The 16533-nt window shown below is 68.1% G+C and carries 20 protein-coding genes and 1 tRNA gene; 13 read left to right on the forward strand and 8 right to left on the reverse strand.

From position 1 onward, the window contains the following. Nucleotides 1-7 precede the first annotated feature (7 nt). Entirely contained in the window at nucleotides 8-679 is a 672-nt protein-coding gene (locus H7A85_RS06425) for a hypothetical protein (protein WP_182085103.1), read from the reverse strand. A gap of 131 nt (nucleotides 680-810) precedes the next feature. Between H7A85_RS06425 and H7A85_RS06430 the strand changes: the two genes are divergently transcribed. The 4 genes from H7A85_RS06430 to H7A85_RS06445 all read left to right on the forward strand — a co-directional run bounded on the left by H7A85_RS06430 (nucleotide 811) and on the right by H7A85_RS06445 (nucleotide 3443). Further along, nucleotides 811-1074, forward strand: a complete 264-nt coding sequence (locus H7A85_RS06430; RefSeq protein ID WP_182085104.1) for a hypothetical protein — start codon at nucleotides 811-813, stop codon at nucleotides 1072-1074. A gap of 71 nt (nucleotides 1075-1145) precedes the next feature. Next, nucleotides 1146-1343 carry a hypothetical protein gene (locus tag H7A85_RS06435; protein ID WP_182085105.1) on the forward strand — a complete coding sequence of 66 codons (198 nt, stop codon included), beginning with the start codon at nucleotides 1146-1148 and terminating at the stop codon, nucleotides 1341-1343. Nucleotides 1344-1605: 262 nt separating this feature from the next. After that, on the forward strand, nucleotides 1606-2961 hold the full coding sequence (locus tag H7A85_RS06440) for an O-antigen ligase (protein WP_182085106.1): 1356 nt from the start codon (nucleotides 1606-1608) through the stop codon (nucleotides 2959-2961). Nucleotides 2962-3065: 104 nt separating this feature from the next. Next, nucleotides 3066-3443: a helix-turn-helix transcriptional regulator gene (locus H7A85_RS06445; protein WP_210270225.1), complete on the forward strand. Its 378-nt coding sequence runs from the start codon at nucleotides 3066-3068 to the stop codon at nucleotides 3441-3443. A gap of 6 nt (nucleotides 3444-3449) precedes the next feature. Here H7A85_RS06445 and H7A85_RS06450 read toward each other — a convergent pair whose 3' ends face one another. Continuing rightward, nucleotides 3450-4610, reverse strand: a complete 1161-nt coding sequence (locus tag H7A85_RS06450; protein WP_182085108.1) for a M20 aminoacylase family protein — start codon at nucleotides 4608-4610, stop codon at nucleotides 3450-3452. A gap of 135 nt (nucleotides 4611-4745) precedes the next feature. On the opposite strand from H7A85_RS06450, the gene H7A85_RS06455 reads away from it, so the two are divergent. Continuing rightward, entirely contained in the window at nucleotides 4746-5945 is a 1200-nt protein-coding gene (locus H7A85_RS06455) for a D-alanyl-D-alanine carboxypeptidase family protein (RefSeq protein WP_182085109.1), read from the forward strand. A 5-nt stretch (nucleotides 5946-5950) separates the two neighbouring features. Further along, the gene (locus H7A85_RS06460) at nucleotides 5951-7045 is read left to right on the forward strand and encodes a GTP-binding protein (RefSeq protein WP_182085526.1); all 1095 of its coding nucleotides are present in this window, start codon (nucleotides 5951-5953) and stop codon (nucleotides 7043-7045) included. Here H7A85_RS06460 and H7A85_RS06465 read toward each other — a convergent pair. After that, nucleotides 7042-7323 carry a sulfurtransferase TusA family protein gene (locus H7A85_RS06465; protein WP_182085110.1) on the reverse strand — a complete coding sequence of 94 codons (282 nt, stop codon included), beginning with the start codon at nucleotides 7321-7323 and terminating at the stop codon, nucleotides 7042-7044. The genes H7A85_RS06460 and H7A85_RS06465 overlap by 4 nt on opposite strands. A gap of 41 nt (nucleotides 7324-7364) precedes the next feature. Between H7A85_RS06465 and H7A85_RS06470 the strand changes: the two genes are divergently transcribed. Then, entirely contained in the window at nucleotides 7365-7913 is a 549-nt protein-coding gene (locus H7A85_RS06470; RefSeq protein ID WP_182085111.1) for a DUF924 family protein, read from the forward strand. 85 nt (nucleotides 7914-7998) lie between these two features. Continuing rightward, nucleotides 7999-9279, forward strand: a complete 1281-nt coding sequence (locus H7A85_RS06475) for a GNAT family N-acetyltransferase (RefSeq protein ID WP_182085112.1) — start codon at nucleotides 7999-8001, stop codon at nucleotides 9277-9279. A gap of 4 nt (nucleotides 9280-9283) precedes the next feature. Here the strand turns inward: H7A85_RS06475 and H7A85_RS06480 are convergent, their stop codons facing one another. Then, a complete protein-coding gene (locus H7A85_RS06480; protein WP_244631017.1) occupies nucleotides 9284-10111 on the reverse strand; it encodes an N-acetylmuramic acid 6-phosphate etherase in 828 nt (275 codons plus the stop codon). A 141-nt stretch (nucleotides 10112-10252) separates the two neighbouring features. Then, nucleotides 10253-10337 (reverse strand) — tRNA-Leu (locus tag H7A85_RS06485). A gap of 163 nt (nucleotides 10338-10500) precedes the next feature. Here H7A85_RS06485 and H7A85_RS06490 point away from each other — a divergent pair. Further along, entirely contained in the window at nucleotides 10501-11046 is a 546-nt protein-coding gene (locus H7A85_RS06490; RefSeq protein WP_182085114.1) for a disulfide bond formation protein B, read from the forward strand. 40 nt (nucleotides 11047-11086) lie between these two features. On the opposite strand, the gene H7A85_RS06495 is transcribed toward H7A85_RS06490, so the two are convergent. Further along, nucleotides 11087-11647 (reverse strand): HNH endonuclease, encoded by a 561-nt coding sequence (locus tag H7A85_RS06495; RefSeq protein WP_182085115.1) that lies wholly within the window; start codon nucleotides 11645-11647, stop codon nucleotides 11087-11089. A 165-nt stretch (nucleotides 11648-11812) separates the two neighbouring features. Next, a complete protein-coding gene (locus H7A85_RS06500; protein WP_348519695.1) occupies nucleotides 11813-12502 on the reverse strand; it encodes a DNA-3-methyladenine glycosylase 2 family protein in 690 nt (229 codons plus the stop codon). A gap of 53 nt (nucleotides 12503-12555) precedes the next feature. Between H7A85_RS06500 and gluQRS the strand changes: the two genes are divergently transcribed. After that, nucleotides 12556-13464, forward strand: coding sequence for a tRNA glutamyl-Q(34) synthetase GluQRS (gene gluQRS, locus H7A85_RS06505; protein ID WP_182085116.1), 909 nt, complete (start codon nucleotides 12556-12558; stop codon nucleotides 13462-13464). Here the strand turns inward: gluQRS and H7A85_RS06510 are convergent. Continuing rightward, the gene (locus H7A85_RS06510; RefSeq protein ID WP_182085117.1) at nucleotides 13436-14392 is read right to left on the reverse strand and encodes an AEC family transporter; all 957 of its coding nucleotides are present in this window, start codon (nucleotides 14390-14392) and stop codon (nucleotides 13436-13438) included. The genes gluQRS and H7A85_RS06510 overlap by 29 nt on opposite strands. Nucleotides 14393-14557: 165 nt before the next feature. Here H7A85_RS06510 and H7A85_RS06515 point away from each other — a divergent pair, with 165 nt between their 5' ends. The 3 genes from H7A85_RS06515 to H7A85_RS06525 all read left to right on the forward strand — a co-directional run bounded on the left by H7A85_RS06515 (nucleotide 14558) and on the right by H7A85_RS06525 (nucleotide 16363). Further along, nucleotides 14558-15454 carry a DMT family transporter gene (locus H7A85_RS06515; protein WP_182085118.1) on the forward strand — a complete coding sequence of 299 codons (897 nt, stop codon included), beginning with the start codon at nucleotides 14558-14560 and terminating at the stop codon, nucleotides 15452-15454. 74 nt (nucleotides 15455-15528) lie between these two features. Then, nucleotides 15529-15717, forward strand: coding sequence for a twin transmembrane helix small protein (locus H7A85_RS06520; RefSeq protein ID WP_182085119.1), 189 nt, complete (start codon nucleotides 15529-15531; stop codon nucleotides 15715-15717). Between the two features lie 73 nt (nucleotides 15718-15790). After that, nucleotides 15791-16363, forward strand: a complete 573-nt coding sequence (locus H7A85_RS06525; RefSeq protein ID WP_182085120.1) for a cob(I)yrinic acid a,c-diamide adenosyltransferase — start codon at nucleotides 15791-15793, stop codon at nucleotides 16361-16363. The last annotated feature ends 170 nt before the right edge of the window (nucleotides 16364-16533 follow it).

A 16533-nucleotide genomic window follows, 5' to 3' on the forward strand; every position in this document is an offset into this window, starting at 1 on the left:
CGCCCGGTCAGTCGCTTTCCGCCGCGGGCTCGCCATCCGCCTCCATCGGCGACGCCCCAGCCCCCAGACCGAAACGCCGCGCCACACCCGGCGCATAGCGCTCAAGATCCCCCCGCAGACGAAACAGCGCCAGATCCTTCGCCTTCGCTTCCAGCATCACGTCGAAGTCCAGCCCCTCCGCCAGCCCCATGAACATCGAAAACTCGAACGCGTTCACATAGTCCGCATGACCCGTCGATACCGGCGGAACCAGCCGCTTCACCTTGCGGCCCGTCGCCTTGTCCACTACCACCTGCTCGCGCAGCTCCGTGCGCGGCGAGGAATAGTGGACCTTGGCAACCTCGCCCGCAGGCCACGTCGCCAGGATCCCCGCCAAAGCCTCCCGAACCCCAAGCCCTTCCGGGTTCCAGCACCAGTGATGCTGATGGTCGAACACGCACCGGACCCCCGTGCGAGCCGATATCCACAATACGTCCGACGCCGAAAACCGCAGGTCGTCATGCTCCAAAACCAGACGAGACCGTACCCGCTCCGGTAACCCCTCCCACACCCGAACCCACCGCTCCCGCGATAAACCTACATCCCCGTAAACGCCGCCAACGTGAATGACGAGGACGGCAGACGCGTCCAGAGACATAAGGTCGGAAGGTTTTCGAGCGCTCCCCCGTTCGATCGTCATTCTTATGTGCTAGGAGCCGAAGGCATTCAGACCTTGGATTCATCGGAACGTATCAGCCGCTCCCCGCTCGCAGCGTGGAACATCGAAGCCGCTGATGGTTTCCCTTTTCGAAGGCCAACAGGAGAACAGGCATGCTGACCGACGCCCAGACCGACGAGATCTCCGAGAAGATCTCCACCTTATTCCAGGGAATGGAACTCGACGATGTCGCCAGCATCTTGAAGATCCAGCTGGCGATGCTGGTCACCCAAGGGAGCGAGGATGCCGACGGGGCCATGGAGTTCCTCGACGAGATCTACGAAGACGTGGAGCAGATGGTCGACGCCTTTCCGTTCGACGATGATGGCGAAGAGGGTGGGGACGAGGCCGAGACCGATCCCAAGACGCCAAACTGATCGAAGCGACTGGGAACTCGGCACCGCTTCTTGCCGTCTCTCTTTCGAAAAGAAGAGAGACGGAGACGCCCATGTCGAACATCGAGGAAATTCCAGGCTCGGGCGAGCGTGATCCATCCCCGCCCGACAGCCTTCCGCCGGCGGTGGAACCGGGTCGGGATATCATTCAGTCCGACGATATCAGGGAGCCCTCAGACCCAGCCCCACCGATCGAGCCCGATCCGCAAGAAGGCGATCGGACCATACCGGACGATATCGAGCGCGCTTGATCGACACCGCGCCAACGTTTCCACGAGCGCCCGCCATCATCGAACGATGGCGGGCGTCTTGGTAACAAGGGTTCATCGACCCTGTTCGACATGGCGCGCAGGCGCGAGGGTCCTTTTCCAAACGCCGTCTTAACGTGGTCTTCAGCGCCTGACGGCATCATCGAACGCCATGCGAACCGACGTTCCTCCGATCCGCCGCGGTATGCTCGCACGGTTCGTGGCCGGGTTGAGCCTCGGACGACACCGCTCGACGGCCCGATCCATGACGGCCATCGCGGTCACCGGTCCTCAGAGCGCCGCCGTTCGCACGGTGCTTGCCGCCGTGATCATGGCCCTCCTGTTCGTCACCTTCGAGCCGTATCAGTCGGTCTTCACCGGTCCCGAAGGGAGCGGCAACGTCGTGAACCAACTCGGCTATGGCGGGCTTGGGATTCTCTCCCTTCTGATCCATGCCTGCGTCACGCCGAAGTCGGTCGTCGCCGGTCTTCTACGGCCCGCGTGGTTGTTGATGGCCGGACTTCTCTTCCTGTCGTCGTTCCAGTCCATCTGGCCGGAAGCCTCGCTGCGTGCCGTGGTGTTTTCGCTGGCCGCGATGCTGGCCATGACCGCCGCCTTGTGTCTGCCGCCGGACGAGCGCGCCTTTCGGCGGATGCTGGCCTTCGCCGCACTCGCCGTTCTCGCCCTGTCCTATGGCGGGGTTGCGCTGCTGCCGTCCGCCGCGATCCACAACGAGGCGCTCGAAGGGCAGAACATCGGTCTTTGGCGGGGGATCTATTCCCACAAGAACGTCGCCGGCCCGGTGATGGCCATCCTGTGTCTGATGGGGCTGTATCTGATGCGCTGCGGTCAGCGCTGGCTGGGCGCTTCGATCGCCGTCGCCTCGATCGTCTTCGTTCTCCAGACCGGCTCCAAGACCACCGCCGCCTTGCTGCCCTTCGTGACGCTTCTGGTGGTCTTCGGGCGTGCCTTCGGCGGGCGCCGCCTTCCGGTTCTGGTTCTGGCGGCAACCCTGGCCGTGATGGGAACGATGACGCTGGGGGCAGCCTTGTCGCCGCTTCTCTACGATCTCCTGCAATGGGCGTTGCCGGGCACGACGTTCACGGGGCGCCTCGACCTGTGGCGCTTTGCAGTGGATGTCTTGGGCAACCGGATCTGGACCGGCGCCGGCTTCGAGGCATTCTGGACGACACCCGCCGTGATGCAGACCGAGCCGTCGATGGAACTGAGTTGGGATCCACGTGGGATCGTCAACGCGCACAACGGCTATCTCGATCTGGTGATTGCCATGGGACTGCCCGGGCTGGCGCTGGGACTGGGAATGCTGGTGGTTCTGCCGTTCTCGGATTTCGCGCGGATCGACCAGCCCACCGAGGCGGAGTCGCGCCTGGCCGATTTCTTTCTGATGGTCCTGAGCTTCACGCTTCTCAACGCATTCCTGGAATCGTTCCTGTTCGCGCGCGGAAACCCGGTGTGGATGGCGACCTGGATGTCGATCGTCGGGCTGCGGCTTCTGGCGCGGCGGGGAAAGGCGAGGGATGCGCCCGCCCGAGACCCGGCTGCCCGACACCCGCAAGCTCCGGACCCTATCGAAATAGCGCATCGAAGCTTCGCGCGATAATGGTACTTGTCGGTGTTGATATGACGACTTGCTACCACTAATTGTCGGCCTTATGCCGGCTGGCGCCTGCGCGCGGCCGCCTTCGTGAAAATGGATGTATCAAGGTGACAGTTGTGAAGAGTGAGCGGGACCCGATCGACGTTCATGTCGGCGGGCGTCTGCGGTTGGTGAGAACGTCGCGCCGCCTCTCGCTGGAAGATCTCGGACGCCAGATCGGCGTCACCTATCAGCAGATCCAGAAATACGAGACCGGCGCCAACCGCGTCAGCGCGGCGACGCTGTTTCGCCTGTCGCAGGTCTTCGAAGTCAGCCCGACCTTCTTCTTCGACGGTCTGGCGTCGGAAGGCACCGAGGACGAGACGGCGATGGCCAGCCCCGAGGCGCTGCAGTCCTCCATCGCGTTGGGGCGCATTCCCGACGGCGAGGTGCGCCAGCGCCTTCGCCTGCTGATCGACGCGCTCGACCCGTCCAGCAACCGCTGAACCGGCTCAGAGCCTGAGCGCCCGCTCGGTCAGTCGGACCCAAAAGGACGATCCGAAAGGGATCGCCCCGTCGTCGAAATCGTAGGCCGGGTTGTGCAGTCCCGCGCTCGGCCCGTTTCCGATGAAGACGAAGGCGCCGGGCCGCTCGCGCAGCATGAAGGAGAAGTCCTCCGCCGCCATCAGCGGCGGGGCCGCGGCGTCCACCGCATGCGAGCCGCCGATCTCGGTGGCGACGTCCGCGCAGAAGGCCGCTTCGGCGGCCGTGTTCACCGTCACCGGATAGTTCCGTTTGTAGGTCAGCTCGGCGATCGCCCCGTGCGCGGCGGCAATGCCTTGAGCGATCTCGCCGATCCGCCGTTCGGCAAGATCCTGCGAGGCCTCCGTCAGCGAGCGCACCGTGCCCGAAATCTCCGCTTCGCCGGGGATGATGTTGCGCGCGAAGCCCGAATGAAACTGCGTCACCGACAGAACGAGCGAATCGAGGGGATCCACGTTGCGCGCGCTGACCTGCTGCAGCGCCTGGACGAGCGCCGCGCCGGCGAGGATCGGATCGACCCCTTGCTGGGGGATGGCGGCATGGCTGGCCCGGCCGGCGAGCGCGATGTGGAATTCGTCGGTCGCCGCCATGATCGGGCCCGGCCGCATGGCGAAGTGCCCGACCGGCAGGCCCGGCAGATTGTGCATGCCGTAGACGGCTTCGATGCCGAAGCGGTCCATGAGCCCGTCCCGGATCATCGCGAGCGCGCCCGCGCCGCCTTCTTCGGCCGGCTGGAACACGAGGGCGACGTTGCCCCGGAACCTTCGCGTCGCGCACAGCTGCCGCGCAGCGCCGAGCAGCATGGCCATGTGCCCGTCGTGGCCGCAGGCGTGCATGGCTCCGGGCCGGCGCGACGCATGCGCCGCGTTCGTTCGCTCCTCGATCGGCAGCGCGTCCATGTCGGCGCGAAGCGCGATCGTGCGCCCGGGCGCCGCCCCCCGCACGAGGCCGACGACCCCCGTCTGCCCGATCCCCGTCGCCACCTCGTCGCAGCCGAAGTCGCGAAGCCTGTCGGCGACGAAGGCGGCCGTATCGGGCAGGTCGTAGAGGATCTCGGGCATCGCATGGAGCGTGCGTCGCCAAGTGGTGATCTCGGTGGCGCGGGCGGCGATGTCGGGGAGGATGGCCATGAAGTTCGTCCGTGCGGCGCCATCAAAAGGCGACAAATGTTTGTCTTGAGAAAGAAGCTTGTTTCATCTTGCCACGATATGAACGCGGGTGCGAAGAGGATCGTGGTGCCTCGGCGTATCGTTGAGAAGGGTTCCATGACAGCCAGACGTCGGTTCCTCTCGATCCGTGCCCTGGGCGCGTTCCTGGCCCTGACCGGTGCGACGGCGGGGCCCGCCCATGCGGTGAACACGATCGTGGTGGACGTGGCGACCGGCAAGGTCCTGTCGGAAAGCAATGCTACGCAGCGCTGGTATCCCGCTTCCACGACCAAGCTGATGACCGCCTATCTCGCCCTGCACGCGCTGCAGGAGCAGAAGGCCTCGCTGGATACGCCCGTCGTCGTCACCCGAGTGGCCGCCGCGCAGGCTCCGTCCAAGATGGGCTATCCGCCGGGGTCGGTGATTCGCTTCGATATGGCGCTGCGCATGATGCTGGTGAAGTCGGCCAACGATATCGCGATGGCGATCGCCCAGACGCTGGGCGGCGGGTCGGTGGACACGTTCGTCGCTTCGATGAACGCGACGGCCGAGCGGCTCGGCATGCACGACACGCATTTCATCAACCCGAACGGGCTGCCGGGGCCGGGGCAATATTCCAGCGCCAAGGACCTCGCGATCCTCGGCGTCGCGATCCGCCGCGAGTTTCCCGCCTTCACCGACTACTTCTCCACCGAAGCCATCGCCTCGGGCGAGGCGGTGATGAAGAACGGCAACGGGCTTCTCGGTCGCTATGCCGGCGCCGACGGCATGAAGACAGGCTATATCTGCGCGTCGGGCTTCAATCTCGTCGCTTCCGCCACGCGCGACAACCGCACGCTGGTCGCCGTGGTGCTCGGTGCCGAAGGGCCGATCGTGCGCGAGCGCACGGCGGCCGAGATCATCGAGAACGGCTTCAACACCAATCCTCGCTCGATCCGCGAAACGGTGGCAGAACTTCCCAACGGCAGCGGCGCGCCCGGCGACATCAGCGCCGAGGTCTGCTCGCAGGCCGGGCGCACCGCCCGCGCCAACGAGCGCGAAACCGAGGAAAAGCGCCCGGAAACCTTCGGCTCGCCCTACCTGACCGAAATCGAGCGCCCACCCGTGACCCTACCCGTTTCGCTCGGCAACGCGGCGGCGGGTCCCGGCATCGAGGCCGGCATTCCGCTGATCGCCGCCTATGGCATTCCCGTTCCGACCTGGCGCCCGGCGCGCCCGGGCGAGCCGGGATACGAGGGCGAGGCGCTGCCCGGCGAGGCGAGCGCCGCAGCGGCGAGCCCAGGTGCCAGCGCCGACGTCAGCGGATCGACGCCGTGAAGGCGATGACGGCGCCGGTTCCCGTCACGGTTCTGACCGGCTTCCTGGGAAGCGGCAAGACGACGCTCCTGAACCGCCTGCTGCGCGATCCCGAGCTCGCCGACACGGTGGTGATCGTCAACGAGTTCGGCGCGGTCGGCCTCGACCACCTTCTCGTAGAAGCCTCGGGCGAGGGGATCGTGGAACTCTCGGACGGGTGCATCTGCTGCACCGTGCGCGGCGATCTCGTGGACACGCTGGCCGACCTCGTGGATCGGTTCCAGACCGGGCGCCTGCGGGCGATGCGGCGCGTGGTGGTGGAAACGACGGGGCTGGCCGACCCGACGCCGATCCTCGCTTCCCTGATGGGCCATCCCGTTCTCGTCCAGCACTACGCGCTCGACGGGGTGGTGGCGCTGGTGGACGCGCAGTCGGGACGCAGGACGCTGCGCGAGCGGGCCGAAGCGCGGCGGCAGATCGTCTGCGCCGATCGTCTGGTCCTCACCAAGACCGATCTCGTGGCGGACACCGACGATCTCGTTCATGCCCTTCGCCATCTCAATGCGCGCGCCCCGCTGGTCGAGGTCGACGTCGCGTGCGTCTCCAAGCTCTTCGGCTGCGGGCTGATGGACCCCGAAACCCGGCAGGCCGATATCGCCCGCTGGCTGGGGCGGGACGCGGTCGGACACGAGGCCTGCGAGGATCCCCATTGCGGCCACGATCACGGCGGCGACGCTCACTCGCACGGCAACGTCACATCGCTTTCCCTCCGCCATGACGGCCCGATGTCGCTCGGCGATGCGCAGGCCTTCGTCGGCCTTCTCACCGAGCGCATGGGGGCTGGCCTTCTCCGGATGAAGGCGGTGGTGTGGGTTCGCGAGGATCCGAGCTGCCCTTTGGTGCTGCACGGCGTTCGAACCTATCTCCATCCGCCCGCAATGCTCGCCGCCTGGCCGGCCGGAGAGGCGCCGCGGACCGCCTTCGTGCTGATCGGCGAGGGACTGGATGCCGCCCTGGCGCGCGACCTCTTCGCCGCCTTCACCGCCGCGCCGCGTATCGACACGCCGGACCGCGCCGCGCTTCTCGACAATCCGCTGGCGCTCGCCTCGCGCGGGTTCTAGCTGCCCTCCGCCACGAGGATGTGAAAGCGCCAGCCGCCTCCGGCAAGCTCGCTGATGGTCAAGGCATGCCCTTCCGTGCGGCAGAGATGGGCGATGTCGATCGGCGCGAGCGGGTCGTCGGCGAGGATGGCGATCTCGGCCCCGCCGCATGCCTGCGACAATGCCTTGCGCGCTCGAAGAACGGGCAGGGGGCACTTCAACCCGCGAAGGTCGAGCGCCGATTCGCCCTCGCCGTCTTTTACGGGCGCGGTCGGCCCCCTATCTTGCGCATCGGACAAACCCTTCGAACCTTTCCTGTTCCATCCGAAAAAACGGCGTCATGAGCGAATACTCGATCGATCCCCAGTCCGTCGTCGACTTCTGGCGCGATCTCGGCCCTGAGCGATGGTTCGTCAAGGACGAAGAACTGGATGCCACGATCGTCCGCCGCTTCCGAGACGTCTACGAGCGGGCCGCGCTCGGCGAACTGGATGGCTGGGCGGCCGAGCCGAACGGCTCGTTGGCGCTGGTGATCCTCCTCGACCAGTTCCCGCGCAATATGTTTCGCGGCACGCCGCGCGCCTTCGCCACCGATCCGAAAGCCCTGGCACTGGCCAAGACGGCCCTGGAGCGCGGCGACCAGTGGCATGTCGGCGAGGACGTGAACCAGTTCCTGGCCATGCCCCTGATGCATTCGGAGGCCTTGGCCGACCAGGAGGCTTGCATCAGCTGGATGCGGGAGATCGGCGAGGAAAACGTCCCCTTCGCGATCGAGCATCGCGACATCATCGAGCGGTTCGGGCGCTTTCCGCATCGCAACCGGGTCCTTGGTCGCACCTCGACGCCCGAGGAACAGGCGTTTCTGGATTCGGGCGGCTTCGCCGGCTGAACACGAAGCCTTAACGCGGCAAACCCTATCGTTCGTAGGATAGGCCATAGAGGGCGTCCCCTCGCGGGCAGAGGACGGTTTGAGCGTGACGCTGCTTCGAAGCTTGAAGGCCGACAGTCCCGCGCGCTCCGCCGCGTGGCCGCTCGGCCTAAGCGAGGGCGTGCCGCGGCCTGGCGATTTCGCCGTGTTCGACACGCCGCCCGATACGCGGCGCGTCGATATCTACGAAGCGCATGCCGTGTTCGATCTCGTCGAGGAACTCGAGTTTCTCGGTGCGCGCGCCATCGAGGCGAACGTCTTCTTCACCCCGCGCTTTCTCGCTCCCGCCATGCCGCGCCTCGACGAGCGCCGGGTCCGGCTCATGGTGGCGCGCGACGAGAACTCGCAGCGCTCGCGCCTGCGCTTCCTGATGCCCTTCTCGGTGGAGCGCCTCGGCGCGCCGTCGCGGATGACGGCGGTGCGCGCCTGGACCCACCCGTTCGGCCCCCTCGGCTCTCTCCCGCTCGACGGCGACGCGCCGGACCGTACGGCTGCCGGCCTCCTCGATGCCCTTCGCGAGCCAGGCCATGCGCTGCCCAGGCTCCTGGTCCTGCCGGACCTTCCCGTTTCGGGGCGTCTGGCCGACGTGCTCCTGCGCGCGGCCGAAGGCGCCGGGCTCGCCCATGCCTGGACGGACCGGCGGGCGCGCGCCTTTCTGGACGCGGAAACCGGCGATCCCGGCGATGTCCTGCGCCGGCACCTGGGTGCCAAGGGACGGCGCGACCACGCCCGCCGTCTTCGCCGCCTCCAGGCCATGGGCGCGGTGCGCTTCGAGGTCGCGGCCGACCCCGAACCCGTGCGCGCGGCGCTGGAGGACTTTCTCCATCTCGAAGCCTCCGGCTGGAAGGGGCGGCGGCGCAGCGCTCTTCTGATCGACCGCCACCGCGCCGCCTTCGCGCGCGAGGCGGTGAACGGCCTGTCCGAGGCCGGCATGGTCCGCATCTACACGCTGCGCCTCGACACCCGAGCCGTCGCCAGCCTCGTGGTGCTCCATTCCGGCGGCCATGCCGTCGCCTGGAAGACCGCCTTCGACGAGGCCTATCGTTCCTGCCGCCCGGGCGCGCTCGTCGCCGCGCTGGCGACGGAGGCGCTTCTCGCCGACCCCGTGATCCGAAGCGTCGATTCCTGCACCGTGCCCGACCACGGCGTGATGAACCTGCTCTGGCCAGGGCGCCGCGAGGTCGGTACGCTGGTGATCGGTCTGGAGCCGGGGATGGACGGCGCGGTGGCGGACGGCGCGCGCGCGATCGAGGACGGCCGCCACCGTGCCAACCGTCGCCGGATCTGGCGCGAGCGTCTCGCGCGGCTTTGGCCGAGGCGGAGCTAGCGTTTCAGCGTTCGCGTTCGCGCTCGAGATCAAGAACCGCCTCGCGGATGGCGCCACCGTTTCGTGCGAGAGCATCGAGCGCCTGCCTCTCGTCGCATCCAGCCAACTCGCCGACGATCCGGGCGGCCCGGTCGCGCAGCTTGGCGTTGGAGGCACGCATCTCCACCATACGCCCGCGGAACACGCGCCCGAGCTTTGTCATCAGCAGTGTCGAGAAGAGGTTCAGCGCCGCCTTCTGCGCCGTGCCGGCCGCAAGCCGCGTAGAGCCCGCGAGGACTTCCGGGCCGGTGCGCAGGAGGATCGGATGCTCGCCGGCTGCAAGGAGCGGAGCGTCGGCGTTGTTGGCAAGCGCCACCGTCAGCGCGCCCGCCTCGCGCGCCGTTCGGATGGCGTCGAGGGTGAAGGGCGTGCGCCCGCTCGCTGCCAGCCCGACGACCACGTCGTTGGAGCCGGGGCGAAGGGCTCGGATCGCGTCCGCCGCCGCGCCTGCATCGTCCTCGGCGCCTTCCCTGGCCCGCAGAAGGCTCCCTTCGCCGCCGGCCAGGATCACGACCCGGCGCGCGTCCGGCCAGTCGAAGGTTGGGCCGAGTTCCACGGCGTCGAGAAGGCCGATGCGCCCGGACGTGCCGGCCCCGCAATAAACGAGACGGGCGGTCGGATCGTGCCGGAGGCGTTCGGCCGCCGCCGTTGCCGCCCGTTCGATGGCCGGCAGGGCCGCTTCCACGGCATCCAGCGCCCCGCGCTGCCCGGCGAGGAGGGCGGCCAGGATTTCGCCGGGCGCTCGCGTTTCCAGATCCGCAAAGCGTGCCTCCGCCCGTTCCGTTTCGTCCATTCCCGCCGTCCTCGCTTGTTTGAGCGACAGCGAAACGAAGGGAGGGGCCATCGGTTCGAACCGACGCGAACCGGCGGTCGGGAAGGCGAGGGAAAACGATAGGGGTGGGCGGGCAAGGACCGGTCCAGCATCAAGGACCGGTGGTGCGGGTGGTCGGAATCGAACCGACACTCCTTTCGGAACCGGATTTTGAGTCCGGCGCGTCTACCAGTTCCACCACACCCGCATGCGGCGGACGCCCGATGGGCGTTCACGAGCGTTCTCATGCCATGAAAGGGCGCAAGCGTCCAGCCTGCCCGGCTCCGTCTTGCGTCGGCTCGAACCTGTGCTAGAGGCAGGGCCGATCGGCATGGCGCGGCCCGCCAAGGGTCCGAAAGGCATCGACACGGATGGTTGAGCGCATTCCCTTGAAAGCCGGCACCGGCTTTCGCCAGACTTTGGCGGCCGCGATCCTGGCCGCGGGCATGGCGGCGACGGTCGGCGGCGCCCTCCTGTTCCAGCATGTCGGCGGCTACATGCCCTGCGCGCTCTGCCTGGAGCAGCGAACGCCCTATTACATCGGCGTGCCGGTGGCGCTGGCGGCCCTCCTCGCTTCGTGGCTGAAGGCGCCGCCGATCGTGACGCGCGGACTTCTTCTGGCGGTCGGCGGGCTGATGCTGTGGGCGATGGGGCTCGGCATCTTCCATGCCGGCGTCGAATGGGGCTTCTGGGCCGGGCCGACGGACTGCGCGGCCGGGGCGCCGATCGACCTGTCGGGCGATCTCCTGTCTTCGCTCGACGCCGTGCGTCCTCCGTCCTGCAGCGAGGCGGCCTTGCGCATTCTCGGCCTGTCGCTCGCCGGCTGGAACGCGATCATCGCGGCCTGCCTTGCCGCGATCGCGCTGCGCAGCGCGCTGGCGCGCGGCGACCGCTTCGTCCGATCGGTGGCCCGATAAGGAAAAGCCCGCGCGAACCGGTGGGGTTCGCGGCGGGCTTTTATTCCGGCTCCAGCTCGGAGTCCCAGTAGAGGTAGTCGAGCCAGCTTTCGTGCAGGAAGTTCGGCGGGAACTGCCGGCCGTTGTTGTGCAGGTCGTGGACCGTCGGCTGGTAGGGCACCTGATGCGGGTGCATCCCGGCGTCCTTGGGCATCAGGCCGCCCTTCCTGAGGTTGCACGGAGAGCAGGCGGTGACGACGTTTTCCCAGGTGGTCAGCCCGCCGCGCGAGCGCGGGATCACATGGTCGAAGGTCAGCTCGTGCGGCGAGCCGCAATACTGGCACTGGAAGCGGTCGCGAAGGAACACGTTGAAGCGCGTGAAGGCCGGGTGGCGCGCCGGCTTCACGTAGGACTTCAGGCACACGACCGACGGCAGGCGCATGGAGAAGGTCGGGCTGTGAACGGCCCGGTCGTATTCGGCCAGGATCGTCACCCGGTCGAGGAACACGGCCTTGATCGCGTCCTGCCACGACCAGAGCGACAGCGGATAATAGCTGAGCGGCCGGTAGTCGGCGTTCAGGACGAGCGCGGGAGACAGAGAGGACGGCACTGCGATCGTCAAGGAGCTTCTCCTTCACGCAAGGCAGCGGTTCCGCTCGAACGGGAGCCGGTTTTGCGAAACCGTATGCTCATGCACGTTTCATAGGCGTCTTCACTATCGTGGCGTATCGTGTCGCCTTTGTGAAGCCGTTGACGGCGCTGCCAAAACGCCATGCACAGCCATGATCTAGGAATTCGTGTCTCCGCCCGCCAGCGGGGCCACCCCTCCCGCCGGTGCGGCGTCGCGACGCGTGATCGCATGGTAGTAGCGCCAGAGGAGGCGCGCGGCGAGCGAGCGCACCGGGCGCCACGCGGCCGCGATGCGCACCACCTCGCGTTCGCTCGGCCGCGCGGGAACTCCGAGCGCATGGCCGACGGCGACCCGGAGGGCGAGATCGCCGGCCGGGAAGATGTCGGGATGCCCCAGCGCGAAGAGGAGGTAGCATTCCGCCGTCCAGCGTCCGATGCCCGGCAAGGCGACGAGTTCGGCGATCGCGTCGTCCGGCTCGGCGCGCTCGATCCGGGCGAGGTTGAGCGAACCGTCGCCGATCGCACGGGCGAGCGCGAGGAGCGTTCGCTCCTTGGCGGCGGACAGGCCGACGCGCCGGAACGTTTCGGGCGGGGCGGCAAGCACGGCGGCCGGCTCGGCGAGATCCACCGCAAGGGCGAGGCGGGCGAAGATCGCATCCGCGCTGGCGCGCGACACCTGCTGGGCAACCACGGTCGCCGCCAGTCCCGCGAACCCCGGCTGCCCGGCCCGCAGCGGCACCTCGCCCGCGACAAGGCAGACGGCCTCCATGCGCGGGTCGATCGCCCGCAGGCGAGCGAGCCCGCGTTCCACGTCGGCCTCCGTGCGGATCATAGGGAATGCGGGCACGCGGCTCTGCCTCGACTTTTCTTCGGTGGGCTTTCCCCTCACATAAGGGAGGCATGACCGCATCGGAACCTTCCCCCCGCATCTTCCGCTTCGCCCCCAGTCCCAACGGCCGGCTGCATCTCGGCCATGCCTATTCCGCCCTTCTGAACGCCGATCTCTCCGCTCGGGCCGGAGCCCGGCTCCTCCTGCGGCTGGAAGACATCGACACCACGCGCTGTACGCCCGAGCTGGAACAAGGGCTTCTGGAGGACCTCCAATGGCTGGGCTTCCGGCACGAGAGCCCCGTGCGCTGCCAGTCCCGGCACTTCGCGGACTACCAGGCGGCGCTGGGTGCGCTGATCGAGGAGGGGCTCGCCTATCCCGCCTTCATGACGCGCGGCGAGATCCGGCGCTTCGCCGAAGGCTTCGCGGAGCGGGAAGGGCGCCCATGGCCGGCGGACCCGGACGGGGCGCCGCTCTACCCCGGTCTCGACCGGGCACTGGCGCCAAGCGAGCGGGAAGGGCGGATCGCCGCCGGCGAGCCCTATGCCTGGCGCCTCGACATGGAGGCGGCCTTGGCAAGGCTCGGAGAGGATCTGGCCTTCGTCGAATGGGACGACGAGGCGCAGGTGAGCGTTCGGGCCGAGCCGGGCGTATGGGGCGATGTGGTCCTTGCGCGCCGCGACGTGCCGACGAGCTATCACCTGTCGGTGGTGATCGATGACGCGCTGCAGGGCGTCTCCGACGTCGTGCGCGGGCGCGACCTCTTACCCTCCACCTCGGTTCACCGCGTCCTCCAGGCGCTGCTCGGCCTTCGCGCGCCGCGCTATCGCCACCACGACCTGATTCTCGGGGCCGATGGGCGCAAGCTCGCCAAGAGCCGGGGCGACGTTTCGCTGCGCGCCTTCGCCCGATCCGGCCTGACGCCGGCCGACATCCGGCGGATGGTCGGCCTCAGTGCATCAACGCCAGCCAGCCTGTGAGGGTAACAGCCGAGGCGACCGTGGAAACCAGGATCACGCTCGCCGCCAGCCGCTCGCCGGCCCGGAAATGGGTGGAGAACAGGTAGGCGTTGACCCCGATCGGGCAGGCCGCGCCCACCACCGCCACGGATAGCCAGAGCGGGGGAAGGGCGAGAAGTGTGCCCACCGCCCAGACGATCGACGGCTGGACGAGAAGGGTCAGTACGGTCAGGACGCCGGGAACCCGAAGCTGGCCGGCGATCCGGTAGCGCGGCAGCGACATGCCGAGCGCGAAGAGCGCCAGCGGCCCCGCGGTTTCCGCCACGAGGCGGATCACCTCGCCGTGGAGCCCGTTCAGCGGCAGCCCGGTCAGGCGCCACAGGGCGCCGAGCGCTAGGCCCACGACGATGGCGTTGCGCGACAGGTTGCGCGCGACCTCGCCGATCACCTTGGCCGGCGAAAAGGCGCCCTCCGCTCCGCCCTCGCGCGCGTCGCCGAGCGCCGCGCGCTCCAAGAGCAGGGTCGAGACGAGCATCATCACCGGCGTGTGGATCGCAAGGATGAGGGCGAGCGCATCGAGGCCCGGCCGGCCGAACGCCTGCTCCGTCACCGGAATGCCGACGAAGATCAGGTTGGAGAAGCTCGCCGAAACGCCGGCGATGACCGCCGCCCGCCGGTCTGCCCCCGTGAAGCGACGCGCCACGATCATCCCGGCGGCATAGATCGGCGCCACGCCGCTGAAATAGGCGAGCCACAGGATGAGCGGATCGGCCCCGCCGAAATCGGCGGTCGCCACCGTGCGGAACAGGAGCGCGGGAACGGCGATGCGAAACACAAAGGTCGACAGGGCGTCGCCGATCGAGGCGGGAAGATACCGCAGCTGGACCGCGATCGTCCCCAGCGCGATCAGCGTGAAGATCGGGGCGACGATGGTGAGAACAAGCAGCATGACGCTCCCGAAGCCGACGGTCTCCCCCGCGCATAGCGCGGCCCGCGGCCGGACGCGAGGGCTTGCGGACGGCCCGAGGGCTTGACGCCGTCCCGCCGGCTGGTATCGCGAGGGCGGAAGGGCTCCGATCGGCGCCTTGCTGGCGTTCACCGAAAGGGCAAGGCCTTGGCCCGGCTGCTGCCGTTCTTCCCTGCGATCTTCGTGTTTCTCTGGTCCACCGGCTTCGTCGGCGCGCGCTATGCGATGCCGCATGCCGAACCCTTCACCTTCCTGTCGCTGCGCTATGCGCTGGCGCTCGTGATTCTCCTGCCGGTGGCCGGTTTCGCTTGGGCACGGGCGCGCGCAGAGGTCAGCGCGCCCGCGCTCGCCCATGCGGCCTTTGCCGGAAGCCTGATCCACGGCGTTTATCTCGGCGGCGTGTTCTTCGCCGTGCGCCACGGGCTGCCGGCCGGCATCGCGGCGCTGGTGGCCGGGCTGCAGCCGCTCCTGACCGCGCTGATGGCCTCTTCGCTGGTCGGCGAACGGGTCGTGGCGCGCCACTGGCTGGGGCTCGCGGTGGGGCTTCTGGGGGTGGCGCTCGTGGTCGCCCCCAAGCTCGGGGCGGCCGGGGGCTTCACCTTCGGCCAGCTCGCCCCCGCGCTTCTGGCGGTGCTTGCGATCTCGCTCGGCACCGTGTGGCAGAAGCGGTTCGTCGGCACTCTCGATCTTCGCGTCGGCACGGCGGTCCAGTATGTCGGCGCGCTGGTGCCGACCTTCATGGCGGCGTACGCGTTCGAGACGATGCGCGTCGAATGGACGGGCGAACTCGTCTTCGCCCTTCTGTGGCTGACCGTAATGCTGTCGATCGGGGCGGTGTTCCTGCTTCTCTACCTGATCCGCCAGGGCGCTGTGTCCAAGGTCGCGTCCTTGATGTATCTGGTGCCCGCCGTCACCGCGATCCTCGCTTTTCTCCTGTTCGGCGAGGCGCTCGCGCCCGTGCAGCTTCTCGGCATGGCGCTGGCGGCCGGCGGGGTCGCGGCGGCGACGGGAGCACTGCGCTTTGGTCGCGGCGTCAGGTCATGAGGTCGCAAGCGCTCGCGCCGGTGCGCGGATGCGCTTATATGAGGGTGGGGCCGGAGCCCTTCGGATAAGGCCAGATGTCGACGATCTTCTCCATTCTCGCCGTGGTCTTCATGATCGCGGTCGCCGTGGTCTTGGTGATGGGCCTCGCCAACATGATGCGCGGCGGCCCGGGCAACACGTCGCAAAAGCTGATGCGCGCGCGCGTCATGCTTCAGGCCATCGCCGTCGCGGTGATGGTGGGCGCGCTCTACTTCGCGCGCTGACGGACGAACGCTCCCCTTCGCGCGCGTTCGTCCTAGTTGTGGACGGACACTGGCGGATGGGGATGCGAAGGCGATGGTGCGGCTCACCAAGATCTATACGCGCACGGGCGACAAGGGGACCACGGCGCTCGGCAGCGGCGAGCGACGCCTGAAGAGCGATCTGCGCGTCGAAAGCTACGGGACGGTGGACGAGTTGAACTCGGTGATCGGGGTGGCGCGCCTTCATTCCGATCCCGAACTCGACGCCCTCCTGTCGCGCATCCAGAACGACCTCTTCGATCTCGGCGCCGATCTTTCGACGCCTGAAACCGGCGAGCCCTTGCCGTTCGAGCGCCTGGCCATCGTCGCCTCCCAGGTCGAGGCGCTGGAACGCGCGATCGACACCTTGAACGCTGATCTCCAGCCGCTCAACTCCTTCGTCCTGCCCGCCGGCTCCCCGGCATCTAGCCATCTCCACGTCGCGCGCACCGTGGCGCGGCGCGCCGAGCGGCAGATGGTGGAGCTGTCCCGGCGCGAGGGGGAGCGCGTGTCGGAGGATGCTCTCAAATACGTCAACCGCCTGTCCGACTTCCTGTTCGTGGCCGCCCGCCACGCCAACGGCCGCGGGCAGGCGGACGTGCTCTGGGTTCCCGGCCAGAACCGCTAACCGTGCAACGCGAAGAACTTTGACCTTTACGTAAGTCGACCCTAGTCTGCGAACGAGCAAGGACGCACTGTCCGCCTCGCTTGAACCCCCGCGTCGCTCTTCGTATGAAGGGAACGACCCTGTTGACCGGCCTGAACGCGCGTTCAGGCGCGAAAGCCACGGAAGAGCCC

The sequence above is a fragment of the Aureimonas sp. ME7 genome, from assembly GCF_903970965.1.
Lineage (GTDB): Bacteria > Pseudomonadota > Alphaproteobacteria > Rhizobiales > Rhizobiaceae > Aureimonas.

Excerpts from the sequence above, each read along its gene's own strand:
- H7A85_RS06425 (WP_182085103.1), bottom strand. The coding sequence starts at position 679 with ATGACGATCGAACGGGGGAGCGCTCGAAAACCTTCCGACCTTATGTCT.
- H7A85_RS06430 (WP_182085104.1), top strand. The coding sequence starts at position 811 with ATGCTGACCGACGCCCAGACCGACGAGATCTCCGAGAAGATCTCCACC.
- H7A85_RS06435 (WP_182085105.1), top strand. The coding sequence starts at position 1,146 with ATGTCGAACATCGAGGAAATTCCAGGCTCGGGCGAGCGTGATCCATCC.
- H7A85_RS06440 (WP_182085106.1), top strand. The coding sequence starts at position 1,606 with ATGACGGCCATCGCGGTCACCGGTCCTCAGAGCGCCGCCGTTCGCACG.
- H7A85_RS06450 (WP_182085108.1), bottom strand. The coding sequence starts at position 4,610 with ATGGCCATCCTCCCCGACATCGCCGCCCGCGCCACCGAGATCACCACT.
- H7A85_RS06455 (WP_182085109.1), top strand. The coding sequence starts at position 4,746 with ATGACAGCCAGACGTCGGTTCCTCTCGATCCGTGCCCTGGGCGCGTTC.
- H7A85_RS06460 (WP_182085526.1), top strand. The coding sequence starts at position 5,951 with ATGACGGCGCCGGTTCCCGTCACGGTTCTGACCGGCTTCCTGGGAAGC.
- H7A85_RS06470 (WP_182085111.1), top strand. The coding sequence starts at position 7,365 with ATGAGCGAATACTCGATCGATCCCCAGTCCGTCGTCGACTTCTGGCGC.
- H7A85_RS06480 (WP_244631017.1), bottom strand. The coding sequence starts at position 10,111 with ATGGACGAAACGGAACGGGCGGAGGCACGCTTTGCGGATCTGGAAACG.
- H7A85_RS06490 (WP_182085114.1), top strand. The coding sequence starts at position 10,501 with ATGGTTGAGCGCATTCCCTTGAAAGCCGGCACCGGCTTTCGCCAGACT.
- gluQRS (WP_182085116.1), top strand. The coding sequence starts at position 12,556 with ATGACCGCATCGGAACCTTCCCCCCGCATCTTCCGCTTCGCCCCCAGT.
- H7A85_RS06510 (WP_182085117.1), bottom strand. The coding sequence starts at position 14,392 with ATGCTGCTTGTTCTCACCATCGTCGCCCCGATCTTCACGCTGATCGCG.
- H7A85_RS06520 (WP_182085119.1), top strand. The coding sequence starts at position 15,529 with ATGTCGACGATCTTCTCCATTCTCGCCGTGGTCTTCATGATCGCGGTC.
- H7A85_RS06525 (WP_182085120.1), top strand. The coding sequence starts at position 15,791 with ATGGTGCGGCTCACCAAGATCTATACGCGCACGGGCGACAAGGGGACC.